Origin of the sequence: uncultured Roseovarius sp. (genome assembly GCF_913057115.1) — a bacterium.
In the GTDB taxonomy this organism is placed as follows: Bacteria; Pseudomonadota; Alphaproteobacteria; order Rhodobacterales; family Rhodobacteraceae; genus Roseovarius.
The window spans coordinates 39035-61978 of record NZ_CAJXNN010000008.1; the positions used below are offsets into that span (position 1 = coordinate 39035).

The following is a 22944-nucleotide window of genomic DNA, read 5'->3' on the forward strand; positions in this document are numbered from 1 at the left end:
GCTCCGGCGGGGCTTTCCTTTTGCGCTACCTCTACGACTTTCGGCCACTAGGCGGGGGCAGTCCGGCTTGCTAGGCTTGCTTTGAAGGCTGGCACAAAACAACAAAAGGCCGCAGACCATGCTTGCACAGATTCCAAAGGGGTGCGATTTCCACACCGTCTTGATCGTAGACGATCATCCATTGTTTTGCGATGCCTTGTCGATGACGCTGCAAACCGTGGTGCGTATCGGTGATGTTCACACTGCCGACCGTCTGGAAAAAGCGATGCAGCTTCTCGATGACGGGCTGCAACCCGACGCGGTAATGCTGGACCTGAACCTGCCCGATGTGGATGGCCTGGACGGGTTGATCCGGCTCAAGGCCAAGGCCAATGCACCGATCATCGTGGTCTCGTCGCTGGCCGACAACCGGGTTGTCAGCCAGGTGATCCGCGCCGGGGCGGCCGGATATGTTCCCAAACACAGCCAACGCGAGGTCTTCCGCACCGCCTTTGACGCCCTGCGCCGCGGAGAGACGTTCCTGCCCGAAGGTTGCGTTTTGATGGAAGATGACGGCGCAGATGACGCCATCAGCCGGCTTGCGACGCTGACCAATCAACAGGCGCGCATCCTGCAACTGATATGCGAGGGCAAGCTGAACAAGCAAATCGCCTACGACCTGTCGATCGCCGAAACCACCGTGAAGGCGCATGTCACCGCGATCATGCGCAAGCTGGGCGTGCAAAGCCGTACGCAGGCGGTGCTGATCGCGAAACAGGCATCTTTCGCCAATGTCTTGCAAGAACAGGGCTGACTTGGCAGGGTAAACATTCGTCGCGCTTTTAGGGAGGGAGCACGATGGAGCAGGCAATTGGCCTGAACGCGACCTGCGGTCGTGTCCCCGGCATTGTCCGGACAGCTTGCGTTTCTTATGACACCGCCGACTGGGCGGGCGAATTGTTGCGGGCGATGGGCGATGACCCCATGGCCCTGATCATCCTCTTTGTCACCTCAAGCGCCAATGCGGCAGAGGTCATCGCCCAGGCCGCGGCGGGTTTTGCCCCGACACCGGTGGTCGGCTGCACCACCGCCGGGGAATTGACAGGCGCAGGCTATACCGAAGATCAGATCGTCGCCATGGGCCTGCCCAAGTCGCATTTCCGGGCAAAAACACGGTTGGTCCCGAATTTGGACAGGTTCGATGCGCAAGACCTGATCGACGAGATGATCCGCAACCGCAACGCCATGATGGACGACGTTCCCGACTGGCATCATGAATTTACCTTTCTCATGATCGACGGGCTATCGACCAAGGAAGATGCCCTGACCTCGGAACTGGCCGTTGGCCTTGGTCCGGTGCCCTTGTTCGGCGGCTCGGCGGGCGATGGCACGCGGTTTGAACATACATATGTGCTTTATGCGGGGCAGGCATATGAAAACGCCGCGATCCTGACGCAGGTGCGCACGCGCTGCCCGATCAAGGTGTTCAAATCCGACCATCTTGTTCCCTCATCGCAGCGCATGGTCGTCACCGATGCCGACCCCGGCCGCCGCATCGTGCGTGAGATCAACGCCGAACCGGCGGCCCGCGAATATGCCCGTATTCTGGGCAAGGACCCCGAGCAACTGACCACCTTCACCTTCGCCGCGCATCCGGTGGTGGTGCAAATCGGCGGACAGCACCACGTCCGCGCCATCCAACAGGTGGCCGACAATGGCGATCTGGTGTTTTTCTCGGCGATCGACGAAGGGCTTGTTTTGACATTGGCCGAGCCGCGCAACATGGTCGACCACCTTGAACAGGAAATGACCGCCCTCACCAAATCTGCAACGCCGGACACGATCCTTGGTTGCGATTGCATCCTGCGCCGCATGGAAGCGCAGGAAAAACAAATGACCGTGGCGCTGTCCGATATTCTTGCCAATAACCGCGTGGTGGGCTTTTCCACCTATGGCGAGCAATTCAATTCGATCCACGTCAACCAGACCCTGACAGGCGTGGCGATCTACCCGCCCGAGGATGAAAAAGCGCATGACACCATCGCTGATTGATCCCAACGATCCGCTAGAGCGGCAGAACGAGAAGCTGCTCAAGATCGCCGAGTCGCTCATGCGGCGGGTCGAGGAATCCACCGATGCCTCGGGCGCGGCCTATGCGCAGTTTCAACGCGCCGCGATGCTGGAACAGGAGGTGCGCGCGCGGACGCTTGAACTGGAACGTGCGCTTGACCTTTTGAACGAGTCGAACGCGCGACTGGCCCAAGCCAACCGCGAGACCGAGGCCGCGCGCTCGAACCTCGCCAATGCGATCGAGACGGTGCAGGAGGGCTTTGCCCTGTTCAATGCCGATGAAGAGCTTGTCATGTGCAACAGCCGTTTCGGCATGCACATGCCCGACATCCGCAGCGCGCTGGTTCCCGGGCTGACCTTCACGCAGTATGTCGAATTGGTTAGCCAATCCAAGCACCTGTCCCTGCCGGAAACGGAAACGCCGCAAGAATGGTCGCAACGGCGCATGGCGCGGCATTCGGACGAGCATGTGATCTTCAATGTGCGCATGATCTGGAACCGCTGGGTGCAGGTTTCGGAACACCGCACGCCGGATGGTGGCACGGTGATCTTGCAGACCGATGTGACAGATATCATGCGCATGGAACGGCAGGAGCGCGACCGTGTCCTCGACGATCAGGCCCGCCTGATCCGCGCCACGCTGGAGCATATCGACCAAGGGCTTTGCATCTTCGACAGCAAGCTGCGGCTGGTGGGGTGGAACAAACGCGCGAGCGAACTTTTGGCCCTGCCCGCCGCCCGTTTCCAGATGGGGGCGCAATTTGGCACGCTCCTCAATCGGTTCCGTGCGGATATCACCTTCACCGACGGGATGAGCGCCGAGGACATCGAAGCCTGGGTGGGCAGCGAAGGCGCGCGCCCACCGCTCAGCTTCGAGATTCACCGGGGCCGCTCGCATATCCTGTCGGTTTTTGCGCAGGAAATGCCGGACCGTGGTTTCGTGATTTCCTTTACCGATGTCACCGCCGAACGACAGGCGGCGCAGGCGATCATCGAAGCCAAGGAACAACTCGAACAGCGGGTCGCCGACCGTACCGAGGAACTGGCCGACGCCCTCAAGGATGCCGAACGCGCCAATGCCACCAAGTCGCGCTTTGTCGCGGCGGCCAGCCACGACCTGCTGCAACCGCTCTCGGCGGCCAAACTTTACGTCGCCACCCTTGGAAGCAACGCCGAATCCGAAACCGCCCGCAGCGTGGCCACCAAGGCGAGCAGCGCATTGGGTAGCGTCGAACATATTCTCGAAGCTCTGCTGGATATCTCGAAGCTGGATTCCGGCCGGGCCTCGGTTCACATCTCGGCCGTGCCTCTTGGCCCGATGCTCTCGCAACTGGGCGATGCCTTCGGCCCCGCCGCACAAGCCAAGGGTCTGGATTTGCGCATCCTCCCCAGTGCGGCGCTTGTGCAAAGCGATCCGACCTATCTGCGGCGCATTCTGCAAAACCTGATCTCGAACGCGATCCGCTATACCGATGAAGGTCGGGTCCTCATCGGCACGCGCCGCCGGGGCGATCATCTGGCCATCGAGGTATGGGATACCGGCCCCGGCATCCCCGAAGCGGCACGCGAAACCATTTTCCAGGAGTTTCAACGTCTGGAAGCCGCCGCCAGTGCGGCCGAAGGCATGGGCCTTGGCCTTGCCATAGTCGAGCGCGCCTGCACACTTCTGGACCACTCGCTGGACCTGCGCTCGGAAAGCGGGCGCGGCTCGGTCTTTTCTGTTCAGGTTCCGCTGGCCCGCACCACCGGCCCGATCAGCACCGGCCTTGAAACCCAGACAAGCGCCAGGGACCGGGACCTGCAAAGCCTGATCGCGTTGGTGGTGGAAAACGAAGACAGCATGCGCGCCGCATTGACGATGATGCTTGAGACATGGGGCATTCAGGTTCTCGACTGCAAAAACGAGCACGAGGCCAGCACGCTGTTGCGCGAAATCGGTGTCGCCCCCGATGTCATCATCGCCGACTACCAGTTGGACAATGCCCGCCTTGGCACCGATGCGGCCAGCCATATCAGCGCCGAGTTCGGCCCCCTGCCCGTCTGTATCATTTCGGCGGATCGCTCCATTGAATTGGCCGAAACCTGTGGCAGCCGGGGCTTTACCCTGATCCATAAACCTATCGACACCAACAAGCTGCTGACCTTCTTGTTGAACTGTGCCTCGGGTCAGGAGCCGCCAGCGGTTCCGATGCCCTAATGTGGCCCCGCCCCGCGATTTTCGATTTTCGGACGTGATCCGATGTCTTCGAGATGCGTCATCAGGGCCGACCGCCAAGCGGATTTGAGCGCCAGCGCCACTTGGCTAAGGGGCCGCAACATCGGGGTCAGGATCGCATATTCATAGCGCGGGGCGTCCTTCAAGGGCCGAAACACCACCTCGCCTTTGAGATTTTGGGTGATCCGCTCCGAAACCACGGCCAAGGGCCCGACGATCGCAAGGCACCGCCCGGTGCGCACAAAGTGCAGAAGCGGCGAAAAGGTCTGGCTTTCAACGGATACGGCAAGCGGCAAGCCTTCGCGCTGAAACCGCTCGACAATGCGCTCGCGGTGGGCATGGCCCGCTTGCAGCGCGCCCAATGGCCGGCCTGCCAGATCCTCCAATGCAAGCTCAGAGCACCCGGCCAGTTCATGCGACGCGGGAAGCGCCACGAAACTTTCCGCAGTGATCTGCTCGGTGTGGTACTGCGCGTCGCGCCCCGTGGCGGTCGGCGCGTCGCAAAACCCGAAATCAATGCTTTGCGTGCGCACCAATTCCTCGATCTGCATCGAACTGCGCGAGGTGATGCTCACATCAAACTCCCCGCTGTCGCCCAGCCAATCGGCGACGAAGCGCGGAAACAGGAAGGACGACGGCCCCGGCATGGCCGAGACGCGCAAGGACCCCGCACGCCCGGCGGCAAGGCTTTTCATGGTGCGCGACACCGTGTTGAGACGGTCCAGCACCCGCTCGGCCTCGACCAGAAGGTATTGCGCTTCGGGGACCGGCACCAACTGTCGGCCTCGCCGCTCGAACAGCTTCATGCCAAGCGTGTCTTCCAGCGAGCGTATCGCAAGACTGACCGCGGGCTGCGTCCGGCCCAGCTTGCGCGCCGCATCCGACAGCGAGGCCGAGGTCATCACCGCGCGAAAGGCCGAGAGTTGCGTAAGATTCATGGCAATTCCATTAAGAAACCTATGAATAATAAAAGTTATTCAAATTTGTGTAAATCTATTCCTCTGTTACGCTCAAGGGCAAGTGGCGAGAAACGCCACGGTTCAACCACCAAAAACGGGGAGTTATCCATATGACATTACTCAAGAAAATAACTGGTGCGGCGCTTGCGCTGAGCCTTGGGGCAGGCACCGCGCTTGCTCAAGAGCCGACCTTTTTCCGAATCGGAACCGGCAGCGCCGGGGGCACCTATTTCCCCATCGGCGGCACCATCGCCAACGGTATTTCCGCCCCTCCCGGCTCGCGTCCCTGTGACGAAGGCGGGCAATGCGGTGTGCCGGGCCTGATCGCCATCGCGCAATCGACCACCGCCTCGGTCTTCAACAACACCGCCGTGCAAAACGGCGAGCTTGAGGCCGGCATGGCCGCCGCCGACGTGACCCGTTCGATGTACATGGGCAGCGGCAAGTTCGAGGGCAAGCCGCATGAAAAGCTGCGGATCGTCGCCAACCTTTATCCCGAAGACCTGCACCTTGTGCTGCCCAAGGGGCAAAGCATCGACAGCCTTGCCGACTTGGAAGGCAAGCGCGTGGGCATCGCACAGGCCGGATCGGGCACGCAGGTGGCCGTGCTTCAGATGCTTGAGAAATGGGGCATCACCCGCGACAACATCGAAGAGGCCGAATTGAACAACTCGCAATCTGCCGAACGCCTCGCCGATGGTCAGCTTGACGCCTATTTCTACGCCGCGGGCTGGCCGGTTTCCGCCATGGTGCAACTGGCCACCACCAAGGGGATGGAATTGCACAGCTTCTCGGACGAAGACCTTGCCATCATCAACGAGGCGGTGCCCGCCTATATCCCCTCGTCGATCCCGGCCGGTGTCTATGAAGGCATTGATTACGAGGTGAAAACCCCCGCCGTTTCGGCGCTGTTGAACGTGTCCTCGGATCTCGACGAGGAACTGGTCTATGGCATCACCAAGGCGCTGTGGAACGACAACACCCGCAAGCTGCTGGACAATGGTCATGCCAAGGGCAAGCAAATCACGCCCGACACCGCGCTGGACGGTGTGATGGCTCTGGGCGTGCCGCTGCATCCGGGCGCCGAAAGGTTCTACAAGGAAGCGGGCCTGCTGGAGTAATCCGGCGCCGCTTTGAGACAGCCAAGGGGGCGGCCCCGTCGCCGCCCCCTTTTGCATCCGGCAAAACAAAAATACGGGGGGCACCATGGCCGAGGGACAGAACGAGGCGTCAAGCGACCTGAGCGCCGACGACCTCAAGGATATCGAACGCAAGTATGACGAAGGTGCCGCCACGCGCACCGTGGCCCCCGGCTTTGCCGCCTTCCTGCGCTATGTCGCCTTGGCCTTTGCGGTCTATCACTACCTTACGGCGGGCTTTGCCCTGCCGCCCGATTTCTGGCACATGGGCTGGCACCTGTCGGGGCTCTTTATCCTGACCTATGCCTTCTTCCCGCTGTTCAAAACCTCCTCGGCCTTTGATCTGAAAACCGGGGGACTACGAATTGGCGGTGTTCCGGTCCTCGATATCATCGCCATGGTTCTTGGCGTGGCCTCAGCCCTCTATCTGGGCCTTGCATGGCGCGGGATCGAGTTTCTCGGGATCGAGGAACAGACCTTCCGCATGGGCAACCCGAACAATTACGACATGGTCTTTGGCTGTATCCTGATCGTGCTGGTGCTGGACATCGCGCGCCGCACGCTGGGCTGGGTGCTGCCGCTGATCATCTGCCTCTTTATGTGCTATGCCCTTTTCGGGCCGATCTTTCCCGGCATCCTTCAGCATCCGGGCGTGAAGTTCAGAACCTTCGTCTCGTCGATGTATTTCCCGCAGGAAGGCATCTTTGGCGTCACGCTTTGGGTGGTCTCGACCATCGTTTTCCACTTCGTTCTCTTTGGCGTGATTGCCCAGCGCACCGGGCTGGGCCAGCTTTTCATCGACAACGCGACGATCCTTGCAGGCCGCTATACCGGCGGGCCGGCCAAGGTCTCGGTTGTGTCCTCGGCCTTTTTCGGCACGATCTCGGGCTCTTCGGTGGCCAACACCGTCTCGACGGGTGCCCTGACCATCCCCAACATGAAGCGGCTGGGATACCCCGGCCATTTCGCCGGCGGGGTCGAGGCTGCGGCCTCGGCCGGCGGCCAGATCACCCCACCGATCATGGGGGCGGCGGCCTTCATCATGGCCGAGTTTCTGGAGCTGCCCTATACCACCATCGTCATTGCGGCGATCTTCCCGGCACTGCTGCACTACGTGGGCGTGTTTGCCGTTGTCCACCTGATGGCGCGGCGGTTGAACCTGCAAGGGTTGGCCAAGGACAAGCTGCCGCAATTCGCCGCCGTCTGGCGCGATGGCTGGGCCAATATCGTGCCGCTGATCGGCCTGCTTTTGGTGCTGTTTTCGGGCTACACGCCTTTCATGTCGGCCTTCTGTGGCATTTCCCTGTCGCTGATCGCGGGGATGAGCCGGATCAAAGAGCCATTGAGCCTGATCTATGCCATGGGTTTCATCGCTTTCGTGATCTGGAAATACATGGGCGGCGGGTTTGATTTGTCGATGTCGCTCATGCTGATCGCGGGCAGCGTCATTGCCTGTTTCAACCCGCAACGCCGCATCACCTTGGGCGAGATGGCCGATACCTTCGAGACCGGCGTGAAATACGCCCTCGCCGTCGGTGCGGCCTCGGCCGCCGTCGGCATCGTGATCGGGGTGATCAATACGACCGGCGTGGGTTTCCGCATCGGCTTCATGGTGACGCAAGCGGCGACCGCCCTTGGCACGGACCTGCATTGGCTGTTCACCTATGGCACCTTCGAGCTGTTCTCGATCTCGGACCTGACGCTCTTTATCAGCCTCGTCTTCATTGCGCTGGCCTGTATCCTGATGGGCGCGGGCATCCCGACCACGGCGCTTTACATCATGCTGGTCTCGGTCGCCCAACCGGCGCTGGCGCAACTGGGCATCCCGCCCATCGCGAGCCACATGTTCGTGCTTTACTATGGCGTGGTGGCAGAGATCACGCCGCCGGTCTGCACCTCTGCCTATGCGGCCTCGGCGATTGCCAACTCGAACCCCTTCCGGACCGGGATTTCCGCCTTCACGCTTGGCCTGGGCAAGGTGCTGGCGCCGATGGCCTTCGTCTATGCGCCGGTGCTGCTGTTCGTGTCGGAAACCGGCTTTGATTTGTGGGAGTTCAGCTATACCGCCACAAGCTGCATCGTCGGGGTGATCTCGCTCTCGGCGGCGGTGGTCGGCTACTGGCTGGCGCCGATGGGGGCGCTGTCGCGGTGGCTTCTGGCGATCTCGGGGTTGATCTTTATCGCGCCCTCCTTGCAGGCCGATTTGGTGGCCTTGGTGATCGCCTCGCCGGTGATCCTGAGCCAGGTCATCGCCCGCCGCCGTGCGGCACCCGCGACGGGCTAGCCCCGTGGCAGATGACGTGACCATTCTGGGCGCCGGTATCGTCGGTATCTGCGCCGCGCTCTCTTTGCTTGAACGTGGGCAGCGGGTGCGCCTGATCGACCGGGGTGAGCCGGGGCAGGAAACATCCTTCGGCAACGCCGGGGTGATCTCGCCGTGGTCGATCATCCCGCAATCTGCCCCGGGCCTGTGGCGGGCCTTGCCGGGGATGCTTTTGTCGCGCAACAAACCACTTGCAGTGCGCGCCGACACCTGGCCCCGAATGATCCCGTGGGGCCTGCGCCTTTTGTCTTTCGGCACCGAAGAAAAAATGCGCGGTGCGGCCGATGCGATGGACCACCTGTGTGCCCCGTCGGTTGACCTGTACCGCCGCCATCTTTCGGGGACAGGCCACGAGGCCCTGATCCGGGACAGCCATTACATTCACGCCTTTCGCGATGACGCCGCGGCGCGCGATGCCTTCGAAAGCCTTGGCTACCGTATTCGCGCCGAGAAAGGCGCGCCCATGGATGTGGTGGACCACGCCGCCCTCAAGCGATTGGAACCCGCCATCGGACCGGTCTACCGCGCCGGCATCACCATCGGGGCGCAGGCACGCTGCATCAATCCCGGGCGCATGGGGCAGGTCTTGGCCGAGAAGGCCCGGGCGATGGGTGCCCGGATCATCTGCGACGAGGTGCGCGCGCTCACGCCAACGACTGACGGCTGGGCAATCGCCGGGCGCGACCGAACCTATGACACGCCACACGTCGTGATCGCCATGGGCGCATGGTCGGCGGCCCTGCTTCGGCCGCTGGGATATCGGCTGCCGCTGATGGCCGAACGTGGCTACCACATCGAATGCGCGAACCCGGGCATCAGCCTTGCGAACTCGATCATGGACATGGACGGCAAATTCGTCGCCTCGAGCATGGAAGGCGGCGTGCGGATTGCCGGGCAGGCCGAGTTCGGTCGCGCCGATGCGCCCCCCGATCAAAGGCGGCAAGCCATTCTTGCGCGACAGGCCAAGTCGGTTTTCCCCGACCTCAACGTTGAAGACACGCGTTTCTGGATGGGCCGCCGCCCGTCCTTCCCCGACAGCTTGCCGGTGCTTGGCCCGTCCGAGCGGCACAAGGGGCTGCACTTTTGCTTTGGCCATTCGCACTATGGCCTGATGATGGCCCCGAAATCCGGCGAGGTCTTGGCGGATCACCTGACAGGCGTCCGCCCCAATACTCCGATCGCGGCCTATCGCGCATCGCGGTTTTGAGGGATCGGGCCTTTCATATCCCGGGCCAGACGCATCATCTTGTCAAAGGTCACATGCCGTCCACGGCCCTGATCCTTGGCCACATATAGCGCGCAATCGGCGTCCTGCATCATCTGGTCGAGATCGACCTGCGCATAATCGCAACTCAGGCTCGCTCCGATGCTGGCGGAAATCCGACATTCCTCATCGCCAAAGGGGATGGGCCGCTCCAGCCGCGCGATCAACCGTCCGGCAATCTCGGCCACGCGGTCGCGGTCGGTCAGCCCGGCAAAGATCAAGACGAACTCATCCCCGCCCGTGCGGATGATCGTATCCCCGCTGCGCGTCTCGCTCACCATTCGGCGCGCGACCTGTTGCAGCACATGATCCCCCGCCGCGTGGCCCAGCGTATCGTTGACCGATTTGAAATAGTCCAGATCAAGGTTCATCAACACGAAATCGCGCTCGGTCTCCATCAGCCGGTCCAGCACGGGCTGCATCGCGCGGCGGTTTTTGAGGCCAGTCAGTGTATCGGTATAGGCCTGCTCCTCCGCGGCAATCTTGGCGCCTTGAAGCCGCAGGTTCAGCTTGCGCGAGGCCTCCATTGCCGCCGATTTCGCCTCGATCAGGTACAGCATCTCGATGGCAAGGTCGGTGGCCGCGAAATCGGCACTTGTCAGGGAGAAGTCACGTACCGCATCCATCACCGATATCCCGAAAGACAGATTGACGATCACGCCGTTTTTGGGCCCTATCGCGCCACTGTCGGGCAAGGCAACCAAGACCCCCTTGAGCGCGGTGCGCGGCGCGGCGCGCAGTTCGAGATGCAGTTTCGCGCCTGCGGCGCGCCGCAGGTCTTTCATGCCCGCGCCCAGCTTGGGGCGCTTCAATTCCACCAGTTCGAGGAACCGGCGCCCCTCCGGCGCGGTGTCGCCACATAGTTTTTCAAAGGTCGGCCCGGCATGCACCACATGCCCCGTGGCATTGAGCACCGCATGCATCGGGCAGAGTGTATCCAAAAGCGCGTAAAGCGCGGTGTTCACATGCCCCTCGCTCATCTCAATGCCGCCCCCAGATCAAAGGCTCGCCCACTGGCAAAGGCCACGTCCAACAACCGCACCTCGATGATTTCAACCTTGCCGCGCTTGCCCTTGTGATCCAGGAAAACAAGCGCGCCATAGTCATCGGCCATCGCCCGCAACAAGCCTATCATCACCGCGCCGAAGGCGATGCGCCCTCCGGCCATCGGGCCCACCGTCAGGCTGTAGTAATCCCGCGCGTGATCCTCCAGTTCCAGCGTCGGCAGCGACAAGTCCGGCACGGCAAGCTGCGCCCGCCCCGGCAAATCGTCGAGAGAGTGCAGGAACTCGACGAAATCCGTCCCCCCGAAGCGCAGCAACCGTCGCAGCGCCTCAAGATTGCCATGCGACACAAGATAGGTGCCGATATCCTCAAGCACCTCGGTCATGGGCTTGTTCAGCGAAACCGCGAGTTCCCCCAGAACTTCATGCGTGATCTCATCGTCATAGGACAACATGGCCTCAAACTCGGCAAATCCGAGGTCAAGCCGCTGCATGATCCCAAGCCACATCTCGCGCCCATATGTATCGCGGGTAAAGCGTTCCACCGCGCGATTGACCAAACCGTGCATCGTTTTCTCCATCGTGGGTGGCTCACCTTGGGCAAAGGCCGGTTAAAATCCGCTCAACATATAAAATCCAAAACAGATTTCGCGCAGCCCTTGCCGGGGCCGGAACGCGCTGCTAAGTGACGAGTATCCGTTGGGGTGCCCCCGTTACTGAGGGGCTGAGAGGCTACGCGCCAACCCACCGAACCTGATCCGGTCAGTACCGGCGGAGGGAACGGAGCAAGACACAAGGGGTAAAGCCCCTTTTTGCGCCCCCCTTCATCGTCTGACTTTGACACAAGAAGGAGGCCACGATGAAAGCCGCACTCACCCTCGCCGCCAGCCTGCTCACTGCTCTGCCCGCCATGGCACAGGACGAGATGACCCTTGTCTTGGATTGGTTCGTCAATCCCAACCACGGCCCGATCATCGTGGCGCAGGAAAACGGCTATTTCGCTGAAGAAGGCCTTGAGGTCGAGGTGATCGCCCCCGCCGACCCCTCCGCACCGCCGAAAATGGCCGCCGCAGGCAAGGCCGATCTGGCGATTTCCTACCAGCCGCAACTGCACCTGCAAGTGGCCGAGGGGCTGCCGCTCAAGCGGGTTGGCACATTGGTGGCCTCGCCGCTCAACTGCCTTCTGGTGTTGGAGGATGGCCCCGTCGAAACAGTGGCCGACCTCAAGGGCGGCAAGGTCGGCTTTTCCGTCGCGGGCGTGGAAGAGGCGCTCTTGTCGGCGCTGCTGACCGATGCGGGACTGACCCTCGACGATATCGAGTTGATCAACGTCAACTGGTCGCTCTCGCCCTCGCTGATGTCAGGCCAAGTCGATGCCGTGATCGGGGCCTACCGCAATTTCGAGCTGAACCAGATGCAACTCGAAGAGGTCGAGGGCCGCTGCATGTACCTCGAAGAGATGGGCGTGCCCGCCTATGACGAATTGATCTATGTCGCCAATCCCGAAACCGCCGACATGGACCAAATCGCCCGCTTCCTGCGTGCCACCGAAAAGGCCACGCAATACATCGTCAACCATCCGCAAAAATCTTGGGAGGTTTTCTCGGGCACCTCGAGCGACCTTCAGGATGAATTGAATGAAATGGCATGGGACGACACGATTCCGCGTTTCGCGCTGCGTCCCGCAGCACTCGATCACGGCCGCTACAAGGAGTTCAGCGCCTTTCTGGCCGAGGCTGGCCTGATTGACGCGCCACAAGCGGTGGACGACATCGCCACGGACCCCGCGCAATGACCGGTTACGGCCAAACCTTCGCGCTTTGGCGCGACGCGGCGGGCCAACACTGGCCCGCCTACACCCGGCACCGCTTTGTTCAGGGCTTGGGCGACGGAAGCCTGCCGCGCGCGGCCTTCCTTGACTACATGGTGCAGGATTACCTGTTCCTGGTGCATTTCTCCCGCGCTTGGGCCTTGGCGGTGACCAAGGCGGAAACGGTCGATGAAATGCGCCTGGCTGCCGGCACCGTAAATGCGCTCATCAACGATGAAATGGCGCTGCACATTCGCAGCTGCGCCGATCTGGGCCTGACTGAATCAGACCTGTTCGAGGCCGAGGAAAAGCCGCAGAACATCGCCTATACGCGCTATGTGCTGGATGCCGGACACGCTGGTGACTTTCTGGATCTGTTGGCCGCCCTCGCCCCGTGTGTCATGGGCTATGGCGAGATTGGCGCGCGCCTGAAGGCCGAGGCCAGATCCGACGCCTACACCGATTGGATCGCCACCTATGCCGCAGAGGACTATCAACAGGTCTGCCGCGATGTGGGGGCACTCATCGACACCGCCGTCACCCGTCGGCTTGGCGCGACAGCACAGGACAGCCCCCGCTGGCCCGCGCTCTGCCACCGTTTCACCACCGCGACCCGCCTTGAGGTGGGCTTCTGGGACATGGGGTTGGAGGCCGCATGACTGCCCCGGGGCTGGCACTTACGGGCAGCGCGGCCTTCGGCGACACGCCCGTGTTCGGCCCCCTCACCCTTGAGGTGCCCGCCGGGCAATGGACCTGCCTGCTTGGCCCGTCCGGCGTGGGCAAGACCACGCTGTTGCGGCTGGTGGCCGGTCTGGATGAGCTGACACAATTCGACGGCCGTATCACCACGACCGATGGCGACCCCCTGCGGGGCCGCATCGCGCTGATGGCGCAAAGTGATCTGCTGATGCCGTGGTTGTCGGTTCTGGAAAACACCCTGCTGGGCGCGCGCCTGCGCGGCGAGACCCCGGACAAAACCCACGCGCGCGACGTGCTGGCGCGCGTCGGCCTCTCGGACCACCAAGATAAACGCCCCGGCGCCTTGTCCGGCGGGCAACGCCAGCGGGTGGCGCTGGCGCGCACGCTGATGGAAGACCGGCCCGTCGTTTTGCTGGACGAACCCTTTTCGGCACTCGATGCCAAGACGCGGGCGGAAATGCAGGATATGGCGTGCAAGGTGTTGGAGGGACGCACGGTGCTGATGGTGACCCATGACCCCGGCGAGGCCGCGCGCCTTGGCCACCAGATCGTTGTCATGGAGCAAACCGGCCTGCGTGATGTGACGCCTCCGCCCGGTGCGATCCCCCGTGCCGTGGACGCGCCCGAAACCCTGCGCACCCAAGCCGAGCTTTTGGCGCAACTGCTGAGGGCGGCGTGATGCGTGGGCTTTGGAAAACGCCCGGCGCGTCAATCGCGGGATCGGCGCTTCTGGCCATCCTCCTCTGGCAGGCGGTGGTCAGCCTTGCCGCCCCGCCCTCCTATATCCTGCCGGGGCCTTACGACGTGGCCGAAACGCTGATCACCCAGCGTGGGCAGATATGGCACCATACATGGTACACGGCCTCCGAAGTTCTCTTGGGCCTTGCATTGGGCGCGGGCCTCGGCGCGCTCTCGGCCATCGGTTTGGCGGCCTCGCCATTGGCCACCGCCCTTTTGCGTCCGATGATGGTGTTTTCACAGGCGATCCCGGTGTTCGTACTGGCCCCGATCCTGACCCTTTGGCTGGGATATGGCATCTGGCCCAAGGTGATCATGGCACTGCTGATCATCTACTTTCCCGTCACATCGGCCTTCTTCGACGCTCTGATGCGTACGCCACAAAACTGGCTGGACTTGGCCCGCGTGATGGGGGCCAGCCGCGGGCGCGTGATGCGGCATATCCGCATCCCCGCCGCTCTGCCGGGGCTGGCCTCGGGGCTGCGGCTGGCCGCCGTCTATGCGCCCATCGGGGTGATCATCAGCGAATGGGTCGGCGCCTCGCAAGGCCTTGGGTATCTGATCTTGCTGGCGCTTGGCCGGGTGAAGGTGGACCTGATGTTCGCAACCACCATCGCGCTCGCGGTGATGACCTTGCTGGTTTACGCCGGGGTCGACCGCGCCTGTCGTCGCTGGCTGGACCGGGCCTAGCGCTCATTCGGCCCTGTCGGGCCTCTTCGCGAGAAAGGCCGCAAGGCCTGCTGAGCGACGGTTGGGGGCTTTGCCCCCGCCGCCCTGCGGGCGACTCCCCCAGGATATTTTTGAACAGAAGAAAACGGGCGTTACCCAGCGTGGATGGCCGTGCCCATCTTGGCGCTGCGCTTGCCCGTGCTGTTGTCGCGTCCCAGAGTGCGGCACAACAGGGCCACCGGGATCAGGCCAAAGCCCACCAGCACCAGCGAAGGGACCGCCGCCTGTGACAGCCGCTCATCCGAGGCCAGCCTATGCGCCTGTACCGCCAGTGTCTGGAAGTTGAAGGGGTGCAGGATCAGCGTGGCGGGCAGTTCCTTCATCACATCGACGAAAACGATCAACAGCGCGGTCAAGACGCTGGTGCGGGCCACGGGCAAATGCACCCGCCACAAGAGTTTCGGTCCCGGTTGTCCCAGCGACCGGCCTATCGCGTCGTAATGTGCCGGCACCGTCGCCATGCCGCTGTCATAGGCATTGAGGGCGGCGGCCATGAAGCGCGCCATGTAGGCCACCACCATAAGCCAGATCGACCCGGTGATCAGCAATCCGGTGTCGATACCGAAGGCGGCCTCCATGATGTCGTCGATCAGGTTGTCCAACGCCGCCATCGGCACCATCAGCCCCACCGCGATCACCCCGCCCGGCACCGCGTAGCCAAGCCCGGCGGCGATCACCATGGCCTTGGAGCGGCGCCCCGGGTTGGTGCGTGCTCGGAACCCGATCAGAACCGCACCGATGACCGTCAGAACCGAGGCCACCGCCGCCACGGTGACCGAATTCTGCATGAACCCAAGATAGCGCGCCGACAAAAGGCTCTGGCCCGAGCCATAGGCCATGACGCCGAGCATCACGACCGGAATCACAAAGCCCAATAGCACCGGCAAAAGGCAAATCAGCATGGCGATCCAGCCCGACGCCCCCTTGAGCCGCGGTTTTTCCATGGTCTCGAACCGCGCGCCGCGCCCAGCGGTGCGCGCGCGCCCACGCTGCGCCCGCTCCAACCCCGCCAGCAAAAGCGCGAAGGTCAGAAGGCACAGCGACAATTGCGCCGCCGCGCCGCGGTCGCCCATCGAAAACCATGCCTGATAGATGCCGGTGGCGAAGGTCTGAACGTTGAAGAAGGCCACCGTGCCGTAATCCGCGATGGTCTCCATCACCGCCAGAAGCGCCCCCCCGGCAATCGCGGGCCGCGCCATCGGCAGCGCCACCCGCCAGAAGGCCCGGATGGGCGACCGGCCCAGTGTCCGCGCCACCAGAAAGGCATTCGAGGATTGCTGTTTGAACGAGGCCCGCGCCAGCAGATAGACATAAGGATAAAGCACGATGGTCAGCATCAGGGCCGCGCCGCCAAGGCTGCGAATCTCGGGAAACCAATAATCGCGCGGGCCCCAGCCCGTCACCTCGCGCAAAAGCGTCTGCACCGGGCCGGGATGGTCCAGCAGATGGGTATAGGCATAGGCCAGAACATAGGCCGGAAAGGCCAGCGGCAGCGCCAGCGCCACTTCCAGAAGCCGGACACCGGGAAACCGGTAGACCGTCACCAGCCACGCGGTGATACTGCCCACCACCGCGGTCGACACGCCAACGATCGCCACCAGGGCCAGCGTCGCCCCCGCATAACGTGGCAGAACCGGGCCAAGCACATCGCTCCACGTCTGCCAATCGCCCGTCAGCGCGGCAAGGCCCGCCGCCAGTATAGGCGCCGCGCAAAGGATCACCACGATCCAGGCCAAGCGATGTAAAAGGCGTTCAGACATGTACCGGTGCCGTCAGAAGAATTATGCTCCGGCCATGGCTGCCACAAAAGCGCCGGGCATTCCAGCCATTCCCGAGTAAAACTCTACGGCATAACGGCGCAGGGGCCATGCCCTGTGGTGGCACGGCCCCAATCCAACCGATCACTCAAGAGGAGCGGCGGCGCGAAGATAGCGTTGCGATACGACACGTAGGGCCTCCGCATCTTCCCCTTCCGAGGCCTGATGCACCTCTTCAAGCGTCACCGCCAGATCACCAAGCTCGTCTTGCATCTTCGCCAAGGCGCGCTCCAGCGTGTAGGTGTATTCATGCACCTCCTGGATATCCGCCATGCTCAGCGGATCGCGCTCCAGAACCTCGGTCAGCTTGGCGTTATAGGTGGTGAAATTCTCGACCGCCTGCTCCAGAGTTTCCGACGGCTCGCCTTCGTAATGGTCCACACCACTTGCCTGCGCGCCAAGAGCACCACCAAGCGCAATCGCAAAAACCGTCACCGCAACGCGCGAGGTTGCGGGTATCGTCGATCCTGTGATCATCTTTTCATCCTTTGATTTTCCAGGGATACATCGACCCGGCGCATATTGTCGCCGAACCTGTCTCAGCCGCCTGCAACACCGTCACTTTGTCAGAATCAGCTTGCCTGCCCGCGTAATGCGCAGGGTATAGAGCTTGCCATCCAAAACGATGGTCGCCGTGGCCCCGCCCATGGTCAGGCTGCGGGCATCGTGGCATTTGGGGTCAGGCCTCAACTCGGGCTCGGATTTGCTTTGCGCCCGAATCATTGCCGCACCTCCATCCGGTCCAGAACCTTCTCAAGCCAGGTTTCACCGGGCCAGTGGCCGGCGATGGCCTCCTGCAAAAGACCCTCACGTTTCGGCACTGTCGCCGAAGCGAGAGGATAAGATGAAGAAATCTGCTGTCTCATCGGCTGTCTCCCGTTGCTGTCACAGGCTGCGCCGGGCTGACCGCAGTGGTTGGCTGGGCAATGTCCAATTCATGACTAATTCAGTAAGAAATGTCAATTCTGATTCTTTTACTCGGAATTATGCTCGGTCAAAAATTCTGGTATCGACCCACGACATCTAGTATAATTGGTCATGTTTCGAGCAGAGAAGCGCAAGGGAAAGGCCCAGATGACGCTTCATACGATTAAACAATTACCGATCTCCCTTCGTGCCGGGCATAAAAGCGATGTGCGCACGCAGTTTGCTGCGCTGTGCTTTCGGATGAACAAGAACAAACCCGAAATCCTGATGATCACCAGCCGCGCCTCGCGCCGCTGGATCATTCCCAAGGGCTGGCCGATGGATGGCAAGACCCCGGCGCAAAGCGCCATGACCGAAGCCTGGGAAGAGGCGGGCGTGATCGGCAAACCCATCGACCTTTGCCTCGGCCTCTATTCCTATCGCAAATGGATGGGCCCCAAGCAATTCCTGCCCTGCGTGGCGCTTGTCTACCCGGTGCGGGTCAAATCGCTGGCCTCGGATTTCCCCGAAGCTGGACAGCGCAAACGCAAATGGATGCGTCCGAAAAAGGCCGCCCAACGGGTGTCCGAGCCGGAACTGGCGCAAATTCTGCGTAATTTCGACCCCATGCTATTGCCCCGCAAGGCATGACATCGGCACTTGATCAATCGACACAAAGACATAAGTCTCTCACGATGGCTCTATCGGGTTAGCGGATGATTCACTTTACCCTGAAATGCGAGAACGACCACCGGTTCGACAGTTGGTTCCAATCTTCCGACGCCTTCGACAAGCTCAAGGCTGCGGGCATGGTCGCTTGTACGCAATGCGGCTCTACGCAGGTGGACAAGGCGATCATGGCCCCCCGCGTGCAAGCCAGCCGATCCAAGGCGAAAGCCCCCGATGCGACACCGGCGCAAAACGCGCCCGGCCCGCTCAGCACCCCGGCCAATCCCGCCGAACAGGCCATGACCGAGTTGCGCAAGCAAATCGAGGACAACGCCGATTACGTCGGCATGAATTTCGTGCGCGAGGCGCGCGATATCCATGACGGCCTCACCCCCGAACGGGCGATTTATGGCGAGGCCAAGCCCGAAGATGCCCGCAAACTGATCGAAGATGGCGTTCCGGTGGCCCCCCTGCCCTTCGTGCCGGGGCGCAAGTCGAACTGATCGCCGGTTGACAATCTGCCGGTCCTAGGGCCGCATGGCCGCCACTGGCATCAGGCGGAAAGGACCAGCGACATGCATATCGTCATCACGGGCGCGAACCGTGGCATCGGCCGCGAACTCTACAAACGCTACACCGCCGCAGGCCATGACGTGACAGGTACCTCGCGCAGCGGCGGAGAGTTCGCCATGCTTGACGTGACGAACCCCGACAGCCAAGCCGCTCTTGCGCGCGAACTGGACGGCAGGCCGATTGATCTGCTGATCTGCAATGCGGGTGTCTACCTCGACAAGCACGAAAGCCTCGCCACTGGCTACCCCGCTGAAATGTGGGCCGATACCTTCGGCGCCAATGTCACCGGTGTCTTCCTGACGGTGCAATCGCTCCTGCCCAACCTGCAAATGGATCCGGGCGCGAAACTGGCCATCATCTCAAGCCAGATGGCCAGCCATACCCGCGCCCCGGGCGGGAGTTATATCTACCGCTCCTCCAAGGCTGCCGCGCTGAACCTCGGGCGGAACCTTGCCACGGATCTGGCTCCCTTGGGAATCGCCGTGGGCATTTATCACCCCGGCTGGGTGAAGACGGATATGGGCGGCGAGGCCGCGGCGATCACGGTTGAGGACTCCGCCGCAGGCTTGATTGAGCGGTTCGACGAGCTCAGCCTTGAAAGCACCGGCTGTTTCAAAACCTACGACGGCGAAGATCATGCCTATTGAGGCGCAAGACTGGCCAAGCATTTTCGAAAATGCTTGCCCCGCGCCCTTTGCAAAGGGCGCGAAAAAGGGGTTTCGAAACCCCTTTCAAGCGTTTTCGAAAACGCTTGGCCACGCGTCCCCGCTCAGGCCCGTTTGATGGGGGAACGGATCACAAGCGCGCGGAATTCTTCGACCAGTTCGGCGTGATCGCGGTCTGCGTCAATCGCCAGACGGCGCAGCCCGAAATGCACCTGCGCCATCTTCTGATAATAACTGGTATAGGCGTAATTCGTGGCGGCCCCGGCGGCCGCGCCCAGGATCGGCACCGTCTGCGCCGCCAGTTTCTGGCCCAGCACCGTGGCCAGCCTTGGGGCCACGCGGGCGATCACCGCCTGCACACTGGCCCCGGTGACCGCGATGCGCGTGCTAAGGAAAGCCAGATCGGCCCCATCGTCATGGTCCAAGGGGCCTGCCGCCGCGAAAACCTGTAGGCAGTCGTGACGAACGCCTTGTTCATGCGGGGAAAACCCGTGCTCAACCGCGACATCCTGAATGGCGCGCAACAGCACCGTCGTTGTCACCGGCAATTCCGCCATGGCGCTTGGCAACCCGCCAAAGCCGCCTGCGGCCCCCATGGCCGTGGTCACCGCTCGGGTCATCCAGCCGGGGCTTTCGCCAACCACATCACGCGACCGATGCGCCGCCTCCATGGCGATTTTCAGGGCGTTTTCCGTGCCTTCACCCAAACGACCGCGCACCTGCGGCGGCAAGCGGTCCAGCAGGCTTTCGGCCTGCCCGCCAATCAGGTTGAGCAACTGAATGCCGGCGTTCGAGGCCCCCGAATGCACCTGCGCCAAGGCGCGCAAGCGGCGCTCAACCTCGTCGCTATCTATCTGTTTTTCGATGATTTCCACGAAAACCCCCATACCTGGCCTCCCTATAGATCAGGCCAAGGAGAGCGGATTTCAAGCGGCACGCTCCACAAGCCCGGAAATACCCGCCCAAGCGCCGGGTTCCAGCTCCAGCCCCAAAACCCGCTCCGGGTTGGTGGGCGGCGGCATTTGCACGCCCTCCAGCTTGGTAAAGCCGAACCGCCCGTAATAAGGCGCATCGCCCACCAAAAGCACCCGCTTCCAGCCCTGCGCCTTGGCTTCGTAAAGACTTTCGCGGATCAACCCGCCACCCAGCCCCTCGCCCTGCCGCGTGGGGTGCACGGCCACCGGCCCCAAAAGCAACACGCGCGCCTCGCCCACCCGCACCGGCCAGAACCGGATCGCGCCGGCCAGAATGCCATCTGGGTCGCGTGCCACCATGCTCAGCCCGGCGACGGGCGGCACGTCATCACGCAACCGGTACGACGACAACGCCTCACGCCCCGGCGCAAAGCAGAGGTCGTAAAGCGCCTCGACCTCCCACCAGTCGTCATCTGTTTCTGGCCGCAAATCAAACACGGGATGCCTGCGAAGCCCTTGTGAATAAAACTGGAATTGCGCCTAGCACGGCGTTACCTCTGGCAAAAGCCGTAAAAGCCACGAGGGACGCGCAATGTTCTATACCCCCGATCAGGGCCACGGGTTGCCCCATAACCCCTTCAACGCCATCGTCGCCCCCCGGCCCATCGGCTGGATTTCCTCGCGCGGGGCGGATGGCCAAGACAACCTTGCGCCCTATTCGTTCTTCAATGCCGTGGCCTATGTGCCGCCGCAGGTGATGTTTTCCTCGACCTCGGCCAAGCCCGACCGCGACGGCACCAAGGACAGCGTCGCCAATATCCGCGACACTGGCGTCTTTTGCGTCAATATCCTGGGCGAAGACCTGCAAGATGCGATGAACCAAACCTCCGGTCCGTGGGGCCGCGAGGTGGATGAGTTCACCGATGCCGGGCTTGAGAAAGCGGAGTGCGAAACCATCGCCTGTTCGCGCGTGGAGGCCGCCCCCGCCGCGCTGGAATGCAAACTGACCCAGATCGTGACCCTACCGGGCGAGGCAAATTTCGTGGTCTTTGGCGAGGTGACAGGCGTTCACATGCGCGACGATTGCCTGACGGATGGCCTGTTCGATCCAAGCAAATACCGCCCGTTGGCGCGGATGGGGTATCAAGATTACACCGTGGTGCGCGAGACCTTCACCCTTAAACGGCCGGAATGAAACGTTCCGCCTTTAACCTGAGCCATCAGCGAAAGGCGGAACGCGTGCAGCGCTTGAGCGGAGCACAGCATTTCGCGAAACACTTCAATCACGGCTCGCGGAAAGCTTCTTGGCTTTTGTAGAGCGGTTTAAGAAGATATTGCAGCACGGTTTTTTCGCCGGTGTGCAACTCCACCTGCGCCTGCATGCCGGGGCGGATTTCGATCCGCGCCTGCCGGGGCGTCAGGTTCGCGGTATCCACCCGCAGCGTCACCTTGTAATGTGGGTTGCCATCCGGTTCGCGGGCCTTTTCATCCTCGAAGGTATCGGCCGAGATCAGATCAACCACGCCCTTGAGCGAGCCAAAAATGGTGTAGTCATAGGCCGTGAGCTTGATCGTCGCCTCTTGCCCCTTGCGGATATTGGCGATGTTTTCCGGGGCCACCTTGGCCTCGACGAACAATTCCTCATCCAGCGGAATGATCTCTAAAATCTGCTCACCGGGGCGCACCACGCCGCCAATCGTCGTGACATTGAGGTTATTGACGATCCCGCGCATCGGGCTTTCCAACACGGTGCGGTTCAACTGATCCTGACTGGATTTGAGGTTCTGCTTGAGGGTGCCCAATTCCTTCAAGGTCTCGGAATATTCCTTGGCACGCTCCAACTCGGTCTGCGTGACAATCTCATCGTAACGGGTCTTGGCATCGGCATAGGCGCCGCGCGCGCGGGTCACTTCGATCAGGGCGACGATCTTTTTCTTCAGCAGGTTTTCCAGCAGGCGCATTTCCTCAGCCGCCTGTTCCATCACCTGCTTCGCGCCTTCGCTACGCTTGACGAAATCCTCCTGCCGCGCCTTCAAAAGGGCTTTTTCCGAGGCCACCATCTCGGGGCTGCGCAGGGCCATATCGGCGGGCACGGTGAAATCATATTGCCCGGCCAATTCGGCCTCCAACCGCAGACGGCGAATCTCAAAGGCCGTGATCTGGTCGCGCAAATCCTCGACCGAGGATTTGAACTGCGTGCCATGCAGCCGGGCCAGAACATCACCGCGCTGCACGATATCGCCCTCCTGCACCATGAGTTCCGACAGGATGCCGCCCTCAAGGTTCTGGATGATCTGCGGGCGCGAGGAGGAGATGAACGAGCCTTCCGCGCGCACGATCTCATCCACCCAAGCGAAAGCGGCCCAAAGGATGAACAGCCAAACGGTAATGGCGCATAGCCAAATGGTCAGGCTCGGCCCGCGTAGCCGGTCGTTCAATTGCGCGGCAAGGTTGGTGCTGCTTGCAGACAT

24 protein-coding genes and 1 riboswitch are annotated in these 22944 nt (G+C 62.1%); of the genes, 14 read left to right on the forward strand and 10 right to left on the reverse strand.

Going from position 1 to position 22944, the window contains the following annotated elements:
* The first annotated feature begins 118 nt into the window (after positions 1-118).
* From QZ498_RS05350 to QZ498_RS05360, 3 genes are read left to right on the forward strand one after another with little or no spacing between them, the layout of a single operon-like run.
* Positions 119-793 (forward strand): response regulator transcription factor, encoded by a 675-nt coding sequence (locus QZ498_RS05350; RefSeq protein WP_294620700.1) that lies wholly within the window; start codon positions 119-121, stop codon positions 791-793.
* Between the two features lie 44 nt (positions 794-837).
* The gene (locus QZ498_RS05355; protein ID WP_294620701.1) at positions 838-2031 is read left to right on the forward strand and encodes an FIST N-terminal domain-containing protein; all 1194 of its coding nucleotides are present in this window, start codon (positions 838-840) and stop codon (positions 2029-2031) included.
* Positions 2012-4246 (forward strand): PAS-domain containing protein, encoded by a 2235-nt coding sequence (locus QZ498_RS05360; RefSeq protein ID WP_294620702.1) that lies wholly within the window; start codon positions 2012-2014, stop codon positions 4244-4246. The genes QZ498_RS05355 and QZ498_RS05360 overlap by 20 nt, the downstream gene beginning before the upstream one ends.
* On the opposite strand, the gene QZ498_RS05365 is transcribed toward QZ498_RS05360, so the two are convergent.
* Positions 4243-5202 carry a LysR family transcriptional regulator gene (locus tag QZ498_RS05365; RefSeq protein WP_294620703.1) on the reverse strand — a complete coding sequence of 320 codons (960 nt, stop codon included), beginning with the start codon at positions 5200-5202 and terminating at the stop codon, positions 4243-4245. The two genes, QZ498_RS05360 and QZ498_RS05365, sit on opposite strands and share 4 nt — an antisense overlap.
* Positions 5203-5333: 131 nt before the next feature.
* On the opposite strand from QZ498_RS05365, the gene QZ498_RS05370 reads away from it, so the two are divergent.
* The 3 genes from QZ498_RS05370 to QZ498_RS05380 all read left to right on the forward strand — a co-directional run bounded on the left by QZ498_RS05370 (position 5334) and on the right by QZ498_RS05380 (position 9892).
* Positions 5334-6344 carry a TAXI family TRAP transporter solute-binding subunit gene (locus QZ498_RS05370; protein ID WP_294620704.1) on the forward strand — a complete coding sequence of 337 codons (1011 nt, stop codon included), beginning with the start codon at positions 5334-5336 and terminating at the stop codon, positions 6342-6344.
* An 85-nt stretch (positions 6345-6429) separates the two neighbouring features.
* Positions 6430-8646: a TRAP transporter permease gene (locus tag QZ498_RS05375; protein WP_294620705.1), complete on the forward strand. Its 2217-nt coding sequence runs from the start codon at positions 6430-6432 to the stop codon at positions 8644-8646.
* Between the two features lie 4 nt (positions 8647-8650).
* The gene (locus QZ498_RS05380) at positions 8651-9892 is read left to right on the forward strand and encodes an FAD-binding oxidoreductase (RefSeq protein ID WP_294620706.1); all 1242 of its coding nucleotides are present in this window, start codon (positions 8651-8653) and stop codon (positions 9890-9892) included.
* Here the strand turns inward: QZ498_RS05380 and QZ498_RS05385 are convergent.
* Both QZ498_RS05385 and QZ498_RS05390 read right to left on the reverse strand, forming a co-directional pair.
* Positions 9871-10929: a GGDEF domain-containing protein gene (locus QZ498_RS05385; protein WP_294620707.1), complete on the reverse strand. Its 1059-nt coding sequence runs from the start codon at positions 10927-10929 to the stop codon at positions 9871-9873. The genes QZ498_RS05380 and QZ498_RS05385 overlap by 22 nt on opposite strands.
* Positions 10926-11522 (reverse strand): heme NO-binding domain-containing protein, encoded by a 597-nt coding sequence (locus tag QZ498_RS05390; RefSeq protein ID WP_294620708.1) that lies wholly within the window; start codon positions 11520-11522, stop codon positions 10926-10928. The genes QZ498_RS05385 and QZ498_RS05390 overlap by 4 nt, the downstream gene beginning before the upstream one ends.
* Positions 11523-11643: 121 nt before the next feature.
* Positions 11644-11750: riboswitch (TPP riboswitch) on the forward strand.
* A gap of 62 nt (positions 11751-11812) precedes the next feature.
* On the opposite strand from QZ498_RS05390, the gene QZ498_RS05395 reads away from it, so the two are divergent.
* Genes QZ498_RS05395 through QZ498_RS05410 form a run of 4 tightly spaced genes read left to right on the forward strand, consistent with a single transcriptional unit; the run spans position 11813 to position 14890 of the window.
* A complete protein-coding gene (locus QZ498_RS05395; protein ID WP_294620709.1) occupies positions 11813-12748 on the forward strand; it encodes an ABC transporter substrate-binding protein in 936 nt (311 codons plus the stop codon).
* Entirely contained in the window at positions 12745-13422 is a 678-nt protein-coding gene (gene tenA / locus QZ498_RS05400) for a thiaminase II (protein WP_294620710.1), read from the forward strand. Before QZ498_RS05395 ends, tenA begins: the two co-directional genes overlap by 4 nt.
* Entirely contained in the window at positions 13419-14141 is a 723-nt protein-coding gene (locus QZ498_RS05405) for an ABC transporter ATP-binding protein (protein WP_294620711.1), read from the forward strand. The genes tenA and QZ498_RS05405 overlap by 4 nt, the downstream gene beginning before the upstream one ends.
* Positions 14141-14890 carry an ABC transporter permease gene (locus tag QZ498_RS05410; RefSeq protein ID WP_294620712.1) on the forward strand — a complete coding sequence of 250 codons (750 nt, stop codon included), beginning with the start codon at positions 14141-14143 and terminating at the stop codon, positions 14888-14890. Before QZ498_RS05405 ends, QZ498_RS05410 begins: the two co-directional genes overlap by 1 nt.
* 131 nt (positions 14891-15021) lie before the next feature.
* Here QZ498_RS05410 and QZ498_RS05415 read toward each other — a convergent pair whose 3' ends face one another.
* From QZ498_RS05415 to QZ498_RS05430, 4 genes are all read right to left on the reverse strand, one after another.
* Positions 15022-16689 (reverse strand): iron ABC transporter permease, encoded by a 1668-nt coding sequence (locus QZ498_RS05415; RefSeq protein WP_294620713.1) that lies wholly within the window; start codon positions 16687-16689, stop codon positions 15022-15024.
* A gap of 141 nt (positions 16690-16830) precedes the next feature.
* Complete coding sequence (locus QZ498_RS05420) at positions 16831-17223, reverse strand: DUF6746 family protein (RefSeq protein ID WP_294620714.1); 393 nt, start codon at positions 17221-17223, stop codon at positions 16831-16833.
* Positions 17224-17304: 81 nt separating this feature from the next.
* A complete protein-coding gene (gene hemP, locus QZ498_RS05425; RefSeq protein ID WP_294620715.1) occupies positions 17305-17469 on the reverse strand; it encodes a hemin uptake protein HemP in 165 nt (54 codons plus the stop codon).
* On the reverse strand, positions 17466-17612 hold the full coding sequence (locus tag QZ498_RS05430) for a hypothetical protein (RefSeq protein ID WP_294620716.1): 147 nt from the start codon (positions 17610-17612) through the stop codon (positions 17466-17468). The genes hemP and QZ498_RS05430 overlap by 4 nt, the downstream gene beginning before the upstream one ends.
* A gap of 208 nt (positions 17613-17820) precedes the next feature.
* Between QZ498_RS05430 and QZ498_RS05435 the strand changes: the two genes are divergently transcribed.
* The 3 genes from QZ498_RS05435 (at position 17821) to QZ498_RS05445 (ending at position 19541) form a co-directional block, all read left to right on the forward strand.
* Positions 17821-18303, forward strand: coding sequence for an NUDIX hydrolase (locus QZ498_RS05435; RefSeq protein WP_294620717.1), 483 nt, complete (start codon positions 17821-17823; stop codon positions 18301-18303).
* Positions 18304-18368: 65 nt separating this feature from the next.
* A complete protein-coding gene (locus QZ498_RS05440; protein ID WP_294620718.1) occupies positions 18369-18824 on the forward strand; it encodes a DUF1178 family protein in 456 nt (151 codons plus the stop codon).
* Between the two features lie 72 nt (positions 18825-18896).
* Positions 18897-19541 (forward strand): SDR family NAD(P)-dependent oxidoreductase, encoded by a 645-nt coding sequence (locus QZ498_RS05445; protein ID WP_294620719.1) that lies wholly within the window; start codon positions 18897-18899, stop codon positions 19539-19541.
* A 122-nt stretch (positions 19542-19663) separates the two neighbouring features.
* On the opposite strand, the gene QZ498_RS05450 is transcribed toward QZ498_RS05445, so the two are convergent.
* Together QZ498_RS05450 and QZ498_RS05455 are read right to left on the reverse strand one after the other, a co-directional pair.
* Positions 19664-20446, reverse strand: a complete 783-nt coding sequence (locus tag QZ498_RS05450; protein ID WP_294620720.1) for an EcsC family protein — start codon at positions 20444-20446, stop codon at positions 19664-19666.
* 39 nt (positions 20447-20485) lie between these two features.
* On the reverse strand, positions 20486-20971 hold the full coding sequence (locus tag QZ498_RS05455; RefSeq protein ID WP_294620721.1) for a GNAT family N-acetyltransferase: 486 nt from the start codon (positions 20969-20971) through the stop codon (positions 20486-20488).
* A gap of 94 nt (positions 20972-21065) precedes the next feature.
* Here QZ498_RS05455 and QZ498_RS05460 point away from each other — a divergent pair, with 94 nt between their 5' ends.
* Complete coding sequence (locus QZ498_RS05460; RefSeq protein WP_294620722.1) at positions 21066-21668, forward strand: flavin reductase family protein; 603 nt, start codon at positions 21066-21068, stop codon at positions 21666-21668.
* Positions 21669-21756: 88 nt separating this feature from the next.
* Here the strand turns inward: QZ498_RS05460 and QZ498_RS05465 are convergent, their stop codons facing one another.
* The gene (locus QZ498_RS05465) at positions 21757-22944 is read right to left on the reverse strand and encodes an HlyD family type I secretion periplasmic adaptor subunit (RefSeq protein ID WP_294620723.1); all 1188 of its coding nucleotides are present in this window, start codon (positions 22942-22944) and stop codon (positions 21757-21759) included.

Coding starts and splice junctions, on each gene's coding strand:
- QZ498_RS05350 (WP_294620700.1), top strand. CDS start 119: ATGCTTGCACAGATTCCAAAGGGGTGCGATTTCCACACCGTCTTGATC.
- QZ498_RS05355 (WP_294620701.1), top strand. CDS start 838: ATGGAGCAGGCAATTGGCCTGAACGCGACCTGCGGTCGTGTCCCCGGC.
- QZ498_RS05360 (WP_294620702.1), top strand. CDS start 2,012: ATGACACCATCGCTGATTGATCCCAACGATCCGCTAGAGCGGCAGAAC.
- QZ498_RS05365 (WP_294620703.1), bottom strand. CDS start 5,202: ATGAATCTTACGCAACTCTCGGCCTTTCGCGCGGTGATGACCTCGGCC.
- QZ498_RS05370 (WP_294620704.1), top strand. CDS start 5,334: ATGACATTACTCAAGAAAATAACTGGTGCGGCGCTTGCGCTGAGCCTT.
- QZ498_RS05375 (WP_294620705.1), top strand. CDS start 6,430: ATGGCCGAGGGACAGAACGAGGCGTCAAGCGACCTGAGCGCCGACGAC.
- QZ498_RS05385 (WP_294620707.1), bottom strand. CDS start 10,929: ATGAGCGAGGGGCATGTGAACACCGCGCTTTACGCGCTTTTGGATACA.
- QZ498_RS05390 (WP_294620708.1), bottom strand. CDS start 11,522: ATGCACGGTTTGGTCAATCGCGCGGTGGAACGCTTTACCCGCGATACA.
- QZ498_RS05395 (WP_294620709.1), top strand. CDS start 11,813: ATGAAAGCCGCACTCACCCTCGCCGCCAGCCTGCTCACTGCTCTGCCC.
- tenA (WP_294620710.1), top strand. CDS start 12,745: ATGACCGGTTACGGCCAAACCTTCGCGCTTTGGCGCGACGCGGCGGGC.
- QZ498_RS05405 (WP_294620711.1), top strand. CDS start 13,419: ATGACTGCCCCGGGGCTGGCACTTACGGGCAGCGCGGCCTTCGGCGAC.
- QZ498_RS05410 (WP_294620712.1), top strand. CDS start 14,141: ATGCGTGGGCTTTGGAAAACGCCCGGCGCGTCAATCGCGGGATCGGCG.
- QZ498_RS05415 (WP_294620713.1), bottom strand. CDS start 16,689: ATGTCTGAACGCCTTTTACATCGCTTGGCCTGGATCGTGGTGATCCTT.
- QZ498_RS05420 (WP_294620714.1), bottom strand. CDS start 17,223: ATGATCACAGGATCGACGATACCCGCAACCTCGCGCGTTGCGGTGACG.
- hemP (WP_294620715.1), bottom strand. CDS start 17,469: ATGATTCGGGCGCAAAGCAAATCCGAGCCCGAGTTGAGGCCTGACCCC.
- QZ498_RS05430 (WP_294620716.1), bottom strand. CDS start 17,612: ATGAGACAGCAGATTTCTTCATCTTATCCTCTCGCTTCGGCGACAGTG.
- QZ498_RS05435 (WP_294620717.1), top strand. CDS start 17,821: ATGACGCTTCATACGATTAAACAATTACCGATCTCCCTTCGTGCCGGG.
- QZ498_RS05440 (WP_294620718.1), top strand. CDS start 18,369: ATGATTCACTTTACCCTGAAATGCGAGAACGACCACCGGTTCGACAGT.
- QZ498_RS05445 (WP_294620719.1), top strand. CDS start 18,897: ATGCATATCGTCATCACGGGCGCGAACCGTGGCATCGGCCGCGAACTC.
- QZ498_RS05450 (WP_294620720.1), bottom strand. CDS start 20,446: ATGGGGGTTTTCGTGGAAATCATCGAAAAACAGATAGATAGCGACGAG.
- QZ498_RS05460 (WP_294620722.1), top strand. CDS start 21,066: ATGTTCTATACCCCCGATCAGGGCCACGGGTTGCCCCATAACCCCTTC.
- QZ498_RS05465 (WP_294620723.1), bottom strand. CDS start 22,944: ATGTCTGCAAGCAGCACCAACCTTGCCGCGCAATTGAACGACCGGCTA.